Genomic DNA, 7,834 nt, shown 5'->3' with positions numbered 1-7,834 from the left:
GCGGGCACCCCACGAGGCCCCACGGCCTCAACCCGCAGCCGGAACGCACAAAGCCGCGCGGGCCACGACGCACAAGAGGAACCGGCCGCTGCACGGTCGACCCGCCACGCGGCTCTGCCGCACCCGCCCCGAGCGAAAGGCCCTCCCAATGCCTGCCGATGACCAGCGCCACGCCCGCGCGGCCCTGACGGCCCTGTCCTCGACCATCCCGTTGTCCGCCACCCCATCCCCCATCAACCCCGCGGAGCTCTGGGCGCGTCTCGCACCGCACTACCCTGGTATCGATCCGGCCCAGCTGCTCGACTCCGCGTCGGCCGAGGGTTGGCAACTGCTGATCCCCGGCGATCCCTGGTGGCCGGCCGTCCTCGACACCGTCTCGGCCGGGCCGGTCGGCCTGTGGGTGCGCGGCGCCGGTGACCTGCCCAATTTGATCCGACGATCTGTGACGGTCGTCGGCGGCCTGTTCAGCACCGATCACGGCGAACGGATCACCCACCATCTCGTCTGGGATCTCACCACCCCATCCGCGACGCGGCCTGTCGCGGTGGCCAGTGGCAATCTCGGGAGCGGTGTCAACGTCACCGCCGTGCGGGTAGCCGCCGCGCATGGACGCGCCGTCGCGGTCCTCTCCTCCACGCGAAGCCTCACCCAACTTCACCGCGCCTGCGTCGATGAGGTAGCCGAGGGCGGGATCGTCCTCTGCATGGCTCCGCCGGGCCTCTCGCCGACCGCCGGCCACGCGCAGGCCCGCGTCCGCCTTCTGGCAACGCTGACCGACGCCACCATCCTCGTCGAGTCCGCTGCTCGAGGTGCCACCTTCGCGACAGCCCGCGTGGCCCATCGGTACCGCCGCCCGGTCCTTGTTCTCCCCGTTCCAACCACCTCCGCGCTCAGCGCAGGCCCGGATGCCCTGCTACGCGACGGCAGCGCCAAGCGAGTCATTAGCGCCACCGAGGTGCTCGCGATCCTCGACCAGACCTGACCTACACCGCAAGGAGCGGGCGCGCCGGGTCCCCCGGCGCGCCCCCGAACCAACCCTGCACCGTCCGCATATCCGCACACACGAGAGGAAGGAACGCGATCATGGACTCCCGGACAGGAGACATCTGCGGCGAGCCTGTTCCGACCGCCGATGCGCCTGCGGGCACGAAGACCCCAGCAACCCTCGACCTCAAGAACCTCGATCGCCTCGTCGGCGAGTACGTCCACATCGACCGGCCCAGGACGTCGCTGGAGGCGAAGGCTTACGGCCCCGGGATGGCAGGCGGCAGCGGCCTTGTCATCGGGATCCACCCCCAGGAGATCGCTCGCCAGAGCTATGGGGGCGAGACCGAAAGCCTGGTAGGCCGGCGGGTCGACTTCGACTACGGCATGAGCGTGTTCGTCACGGCGGACGCCACCGTCACGGTGGACCACGCCGCCGCGATCGCACAGTTCCTGGCGACGGCGATGCGCCAAGGTGCGAACGCCATGGACGTCCTCGCGCAGGCGGCCGGCCAGGTCCAGCACCACGCCGTCCTACCCGCCGACGCGGCGGTGCCGGATCTGCGGGCTATGGTCCGCGACCTCGACGCCGCAGTGGAGTTCCAGATCGGTGATTCCGACACGCCGTGGATCGAGGGCCAGCCACCGCCGTCGGTCGAGGTCCGGCCGGTGGGCGGCGGCGCGTGGACGATCGGCCGTGGGCGCATCCTCTACCGCCGCACTGGAGCGTGGCAGCGCGACCCGGAGCTCGAGCAGGACTTCGAATGGCCGCGCGACGAGGCACTGGCCGTTGCCCGCACGCTTGTAGCCGGTGAGGCGAGGCGATGACGGACGCCCGTGCTTCGCTCGGCGAGCTCGCGGCGCTCTCGGCCGGAGGAGGCGGCGTCCGGGAGAGCTACGAGCCCACCCACTACTTCCCCCACCGCCTGTGGTTGCCCGGCATCAGCACGACCGATGGCCAGGCCCGGTGGGGCGCCCTGGGCCTCGGCCGCACACCGGCAGGCGCCGCCAAACAGCTCCACGACCAGCTCATCAATCTGCCCAAGACACAATGGATCGAGGCTGCTCAGTTCGACCGGGGGCGTAACGGTCCAGGGCGCAGCGACTGGCCGAGCCGGCGGATCGCCTGGGACGGCGAGCATTGGGGCTACGCCGCTGAGGACGGCAACTGCCACGATCACTGGCGGTGCATCACGACTCAGGGCTTGCGCCCGACGCCGCATGACTCGATCGGTGCGAGGGGCTCGTCCGGTTCTTGACCGTTTCTCCAGGAGAGTGGAGCGACGATGCCCGGATCGAGAATGTCGAGGCCGTCGAAGAACCGGGCGAAGCCGTCCCGGGTGCGGTACCTGTACCCGTAGCTCGCGGACAGCGTCTGGATCTTAAGAGCCTGTTCGTCGGACGGGTCCGCTGTGCCGTCGCCGGCGATCAGGTAGCTGCCCGAGGGGAGAGCCGCCATCAGGGCGTGAACGATCGAACAGGCTTCGTCGAGGTCCGGGATCAGTCCCAGGACTGCCGTGAGGACCAGACCGACGGGTTCCCGGAAGTCGAGGGTTCGCCCCGCGAGGCGCAGGATCGCCGCCGGATCGTGGAGATCGGCGTCGACGCACGCCGTGGCCCCCTCGGGAGTGCTCACGAACAGGGCGCGGGCGTGGGTCAGGACGAGGGGGTCGTTGTCGACGTAGACGACGCGTGTCTCCGGTGCAAGGCGCTGGGCAACGCGATGGGTGTTGTCCTCCATCGGCAGGCCTGGTCCGATGTCGAGGAACTGGCGCACTCCCATCTCACCGGCCAGGTGACCGACCGCGCGGACGAGGAACTGTCTGGAGGCCCGCACCACGTCGACGATCTCGGGCAGAGCCATGATGAGACCGCCGCCGGATTCCTGGTCGACGGAGAAGCTGTCCTTGCCGCCGAGGAGGTAGTTCCGTACCCGGGCGGGGTGTGGCCGGGTCGTGTCGAAGGTCGGCGGAGGGTAGATCGTGGTGGCGTCCCAGAGCCTCAGCATGGCGATCTGTCGCTTTCCGGTCTGGCCGCGGTGAGGTAGACGATCGGCGTGGTCAGGACGAGAGGGTGTCGGCGCGCGGTGGAACGCCACGCGTTGGCGTAACGGCGAGCGGCGTCGGTGCCCAGGCCGCGGACGATCGCCTGGTAGACGGACTCGCCGGCCGGGCCCGGGGCGTGCAGCGCCGCGTCGGCGGCGGAGGCTCCCGAGAGCCTGGTCGTCACGGTGTCGGTGACGTGCTCGATGTCGACCAGGCCGGCGAGGCGGGCGTTGCCGACAGCGGCGGGCAGGGTAAAGGCGTGGGCGGCGGGCTGGACGCTGGCCAGGACCTTTTTCACCTGGGTGAGTTCGTGCCACGTCAGCCCGTCGAGTGCGATCGGATCACGCTGGCCGAGCAGGGGTTCGCACAACGACATCCGTCCTCCCGGCCGCAGGACACGGGCGACATCAGCGAGTAGACGGCGCGGATGGCCGAGCGACGCCAGGACGGAGCTGCCGATCACGGCGTCGGCGCTGGCGTCCGGGAGCGGGAGATCGGTGAGATCCCACACGGACCCCCACCGATACCGGTTCTCCGGCACCGGTCGGATCTGGTTCAGCGCCGTGGGGGTCGAAGCGAGGACCGTGACGCCCCCGCCGGGGCAGGCCGCCGACAGTGCGCCGGACACCAGGCCGGGGAGCGTGCCGAGGACCACCAGTTCCTGGCCGAGGCGAACCCGGGCGCCGGCGAGGACGGCGCCCTCGACAGCGGAGGTGCGGCGGGGACCCGGACCGAGCTGGTCGAAGCGGCGCGCGGCGAGCAGGCCCGACACGGCCTTCCCACCGGCGAGCGCGGTGTCGCGGTTCGTCGCCGCGGCTACGCTCCGCGAAGTCAAGATCACTCCTAAAGTCGAGGGTGGCGTTCGGCGCGAGCTCGCCGGGCCCGCCTACGCCCGCGGAGCCGGCCGCGAACGGGGACGCCGGACGCCCTGTCTCAGCGGCGAGCTGGGTCGCAGGTGCGGTCGACGGGAACCACGGCGTAGCCCGGCAGTGCGCGGGTGCCGCGTAGAGGTCGGTGACCTGCCGATCAGGGAACCAGCCCAGGACCTGGGAACGCCCGCGGCGTCGGGCGATCAGAGACGCACACCGGATCCCCCCTCCCGGCCTTATTAGGAAGCGCGTGATTCGCGACCCGACGATAGGGGCCCGCCGATAGGCCCAACCCCACAAAATGTGGGAGTCCAGTACGGACAAGGACCAGGCCAAAGACGACAAAGCCTGTCCGGATGCGGCCAGGCCACCTTGTAGTCCTCCGCGGCGACTCGGAGACCGGACCTCTACGATCAGTAGCCAGTCGTTGTCGTAGGCCTAGGCCCATGCCTCTCTGCCCGAGGAACCCATGGACAACCGCGCTATCGGTCGCCGCGTCCGCTATTGGCGTACCCGCCGCAACCTCTCCCGGGCCCAGCTCGCGAACCGGTGCGACCGATCGGTCAGCTGGCTTGACAAGATCGAGTCCGGAGAGCGGAACCTCCTCCGAGTCCCCATGCTGGAGCGGGTGGCCTCGGCTCTGGAGATCCCAGTCGCCGCGCTCACCGAGGACGCCGTCGCCGAGCGGTCGTCCCAATGCCTCGACGCGGTGGAGGTCCAGGCCCTACGCACGGCTCTGGGCTCCTACGACACCCTTCTCGGCGGGCGGATGTCTCGGGATCCGAACCTGGCACGGCTACGCGCGCAGGTCGACCATGCCTGCGCCGCCTGGCTGTCGTCGCGCTTCACTGTCATCGGCCGTGTCCTGCCCGACCTGATGCGCGACGCGCAGGCCGCGGTCCGCACCCTCGACGGCGAGCCCCGTCTGGAAGCCACCCGTCATCTCGTGATGACCTACCGGCTGACCTCGTCCACGCTGCTGAAGTTCGAGGACACCGACGTCGCCTGGCTCGCCGCGGACAGAGCGATCACCCTCGCGACCGAGTCCGAGGACACCATCTGCCTCGCTCGGGCCACTCGCAGCGTCGCCCGAGCCATGACCCAGTTCGGTCAGCTCCGCGCGGCCATCGACGTCCTGATCGCCATGGCGGACCGCATGGAACCGGACCTCGCCGGCGACCACGAACTGATGTCTCTCTACGGCATGCTGCTGCTCGCCGCCGAGATCGCCGCCGCGAGCGACGGCGACGCCAGCACCGCCCTTGACCTGCACGAACGAGCAGACGCCGTCGCCCACACCCTCGGCCCCCGCTACGCGCACCGGACCACCGCGTTCGGTGTCACCAACGTCGCCCTGCACAGGCTGGCAGCCCTCGTCCGCCTGCACGAGGGCGCCGCAGCTCTCGCCCACGCCCGCACCATCCCGGCCGACGCCATCGCGCGGCTACCCCAGGAACGCAAAGCGAACTACCTGCTGGATCTGGCCGAAGCCCACCGCCAGACCGGCAACAACCAGGACGCCGGGCGCGTCCTCCTGCACGCCGACCGCACCGCACCCGAGGAAGTGCGCTGCCGGCCCGTCGCACGCCAGCTCCTCGAACAACTCCTGGAACAGCCAGACGCGTCACCGACCCCGCAACTGCGCCAGCTGGCCCGCCGCATCGGCCTCCCGGCGTGAGTCCCCAGGCACGGGAGCTCTACCTCGTCGTCTGCGCGGCCGGACCCGCAGGCCAGGTCGGCCGGCTGGTGCATCTGGCGCACACCGCGGGATGGCAGGTCCAGCTTCTCGCTACCACCACCGCCCGCGAACACTTCCTCGACATCCCCGCGCTGGAGACGCTGACCGGCCGGCCCGTCCGTAGCACCCACCGGCCCCCGGGCGAACCAGCCAGAACCCCCCGCGCGGATGCCGTCATCGTTGCCCCCGCCACGTACAACACCATCAACAAATGGGCCGCCGGGATCGCCGACACCTACCCCCTCAGCGTCTTAGCCGAACTCACCGGGCTGGGTGTTCCCATCGCAGTCCTGCCCTTCATCAACGAGGCCTTCGCCGCCAACGCGGTCTTCACCCGCAGCGTGGAGACCCTGCGCGCCGCCGGGATCACCGTCTTGCTCGGCCCGGGCCTCTTCGAACCCCACCCCCCACGCACCGGCCCCGACAAGATCACAACCTACCCCTGGCACCTGGCACTCAGCGCCATCAGCAGAAGGTAGTGATCACGCTTGGCCGCCTGCGGCTCAGAGCCTCGCTTGTGGACGTTCCGCCGGGATCCGGTCATCGCAACACCCTTCGGGTCTGGTGTTGCAACCACTTGAGACCCGTTCAACCAGGCCTGGTCGAGGCGCCGTCGCCGCTGGCGGCTGACGCCACCCCGGGTGTCCGCGGGACCTGATCCCGCGGACACCCGGCAGCGCTTCCCACCCCAGCCCACGTCCGAGGCCCTCAAGGCCACAAGCCTGACCACGGCGGGCCGGAAGGTGATGCGTGTTCGACATGGCAGCGTCCGCAGCACAGAGGGTGCGGGGAGGCGCCAGCTCCTCCCCGCACCCCCTGTTCAGTTGAACTGTCGCCACCTCTCCTTACGGGTAGCCAGTGCCTCTGTGGGAAGGCAACGGATCCGATCCAGGGCAGCGCAGGTACTCGGACGAGGTGCGGACGACCGGATAGCAGGCATCGTCGGTCCCCTGCCTCGATGCGGCTGTGGCACTTCCCCACGCGTCCAGCCCGGCGAAGATCAGCATGGCCGTCGCCGCGAAGGCGCCGGCACCAGCGCTGATGACATTGACCCAGCGTGCGCCGGCCGCCTGCCAGATCCACGCCGCGCCCAGGCCGATGAGCAGGGAGAAGGCCAGGATCAGAAGCCCGCCTGCGGTGACGTTCACGTAAGCCGTCCGTCCCGCCGTCCCGGCACGGTGACGGGCGCCTGCGCCGCCCCCACGATCACCGGGGCGGCCACAGGGGACGAGACGCCGTCTAGGGCGTGAGGCTCCGGAGGAGCCGACACATCCTGCGGTCGCTGAAATCTCGCGGTGCCCGTGCGAGCACCGCGTTGCATTGGTCTTTTCATTGTTGGTTTTGCGAAATCCTCTTCTCGTGTCGGGCTCGATGTCGGGTCCCCGTCAGAGGACTAGGCCGTGTCCCGCACCCTCTCTCTCACCGACGACGTGAGGGACACCATGCGAGGGTGGCGGGACCTTCGGAGGTAACCATACCTGGCTCGACGACCATCCGGGTGTACACCGCCCGGCCTTCACCCTGCAAGATCAACAAGTGTCGTTGTATCGCATTGACAGTAAGTTGATCATGGTTCGAGGGACTGCCGTCGGGCCGCCCAGGTCGGGCTGGATCGGCCCAGGGATGGGGTGCGACTTTGTGGCTCAATGTGATATTGGTCACAGCGGGGAACAATGGTGCGGTTGAGTTGGGTGCCTCGACTGAAATATGCATGAGCTATGCAAGATTGTTCGAGGACTTTTTTGGGTCGAGATCGAACGTCGAAGACTGCCGATGTCCTTTTAGTTGCTGTCTAGCTTGACGCGGGATCGGTCTGCGTGATGTCGAGCTGGTCTAAAAAGTATGCGAGGAGCTTTACGGATCTCCCTGAGGTTTGCTACCCTTGGAGACGGGTGCGCGATCGAAAGATCCTCCCGTCTGGCTTGAATCCCCGTCAGAGGCGAAGCCAGTTGCGGCGGCCCTCGGACACCATGCCGAGGGCCGCCGCGTTTTTGGGTACACCTTGCTTGCCCGCACCTTCTGCGTGCGATGCCTTTGTGTCCACGTGCGTCTTCCACTCGTGTTGCTCAGTGAGGGCTGAGTGGGATCGCGTTAGTGCTCTTCGTGGCTGCCAGGTGACCTAGCGGGTCCTAGGCTGCCCTGTTTGCCCAGGTAGTACTGGGTAGAGCCGCCTTGCCCGTCTGCTTGGCCACCCTGAG

Annotated in this window: 8 protein-coding genes; 5 read left to right on the top strand and 3 right to left on the bottom strand. The window is 69.0% G+C overall.

The annotated features are described in order from the left end of the window. Positions 1-148: 148 nt before the first annotated feature. The 3 genes from AWX74_RS38545 to AWX74_RS38535 all read left to right on the top strand — a co-directional run bounded on the left by AWX74_RS38545 (position 149) and on the right by AWX74_RS38535 (position 2,243). Positions 149-982: a DNA-processing protein DprA gene (locus tag AWX74_RS38545; RefSeq protein ID WP_091287425.1), complete on the top strand. Its 834-nt coding sequence runs from the start codon at positions 149-151 to the stop codon at positions 980-982. Positions 983-1,083: 101 nt separating this feature from the next. Beyond that, complete coding sequence (locus AWX74_RS38540; RefSeq protein ID WP_091287421.1) at positions 1,084-1,812, top strand: hypothetical protein; 729 nt, start codon at positions 1,084-1,086, stop codon at positions 1,810-1,812. Beyond that, on the top strand, positions 1,809-2,243 hold the full coding sequence (locus AWX74_RS38535) for a hypothetical protein (RefSeq protein ID WP_091287417.1): 435 nt from the start codon (positions 1,809-1,811) through the stop codon (positions 2,241-2,243). The genes AWX74_RS38540 and AWX74_RS38535 overlap by 4 nt, the downstream gene beginning before the upstream one ends. Here AWX74_RS38535 and AWX74_RS38530 read toward each other — a convergent pair. Then, positions 2,183-2,992: an SAM-dependent methyltransferase gene (locus tag AWX74_RS38530; RefSeq protein ID WP_091287414.1), complete on the bottom strand. Its 810-nt coding sequence runs from the start codon at positions 2,990-2,992 to the stop codon at positions 2,183-2,185. The two genes, AWX74_RS38535 and AWX74_RS38530, sit on opposite strands and share 61 nt — an antisense overlap. After that, a complete protein-coding gene (locus AWX74_RS38525; RefSeq protein WP_091287411.1) occupies positions 2,986-3,870 on the bottom strand; it encodes a class I SAM-dependent methyltransferase in 885 nt (294 codons plus the stop codon). The genes AWX74_RS38530 and AWX74_RS38525 overlap by 7 nt, the downstream gene beginning before the upstream one ends. Before the next feature lie 497 nt (positions 3,871-4,367). Here AWX74_RS38525 and AWX74_RS38520 point away from each other — a divergent pair, with 497 nt between their 5' ends. Together AWX74_RS38520 and AWX74_RS38515 are read left to right on the top strand one after the other, a co-directional pair. Next, the gene (locus tag AWX74_RS38520) at positions 4,368-5,576 is read left to right on the top strand and encodes a helix-turn-helix domain-containing protein (RefSeq protein ID WP_091287407.1); all 1,209 of its coding nucleotides are present in this window, start codon (positions 4,368-4,370) and stop codon (positions 5,574-5,576) included. Continuing rightward, positions 5,573-6,115 carry a flavoprotein gene (locus AWX74_RS38515; protein ID WP_091287404.1) on the top strand — a complete coding sequence of 181 codons (543 nt, stop codon included), beginning with the start codon at positions 5,573-5,575 and terminating at the stop codon, positions 6,113-6,115. Before AWX74_RS38520 ends, AWX74_RS38515 begins: the two co-directional genes overlap by 4 nt. Positions 6,116-6,481: 366 nt before the next feature. Here the strand turns inward: AWX74_RS38515 and AWX74_RS38510 are convergent, their stop codons facing one another. Beyond that, positions 6,482-6,784: a hypothetical protein gene (locus AWX74_RS38510; RefSeq protein ID WP_091287401.1), complete on the bottom strand. Its 303-nt coding sequence runs from the start codon at positions 6,782-6,784 to the stop codon at positions 6,482-6,484. Between the last annotated feature and the right edge of the window lie 1,050 nt (positions 6,785-7,834).

Origin of the sequence: Parafrankia irregularis (assembly GCF_001536285.1) — a bacterium.
GTDB lineage: Bacteria > Actinomycetota > Actinomycetes > Frankiales > Frankiaceae > Parafrankia > Parafrankia irregularis.
The sequence above is the reverse complement of the archived record's forward strand: the minus strand, read 5'-3'. Positions and strand labels throughout refer to the sequence as shown.

Bases quoted from the DNA above. Each gene is read 5' to 3' on its own strand.
- AWX74_RS38545 (WP_091287425.1), top strand. From the start codon at position 149: ATGCCTGCCGATGACCAGCGCCACGCCCGCGCGGCCCTGACGGCCCTG.
- AWX74_RS38540 (WP_091287421.1), top strand. From the start codon at position 1,084: ATGGACTCCCGGACAGGAGACATCTGCGGCGAGCCTGTTCCGACCGCC.
- AWX74_RS38535 (WP_091287417.1), top strand. From the start codon at position 1,809: ATGACGGACGCCCGTGCTTCGCTCGGCGAGCTCGCGGCGCTCTCGGCC.
- AWX74_RS38530 (WP_091287414.1), bottom strand. From the start codon at position 2,992: ATGCTGAGGCTCTGGGACGCCACCACGATCTACCCTCCGCCGACCTTC.
- AWX74_RS38520 (WP_091287407.1), top strand. From the start codon at position 4,368: ATGGACAACCGCGCTATCGGTCGCCGCGTCCGCTATTGGCGTACCCGC.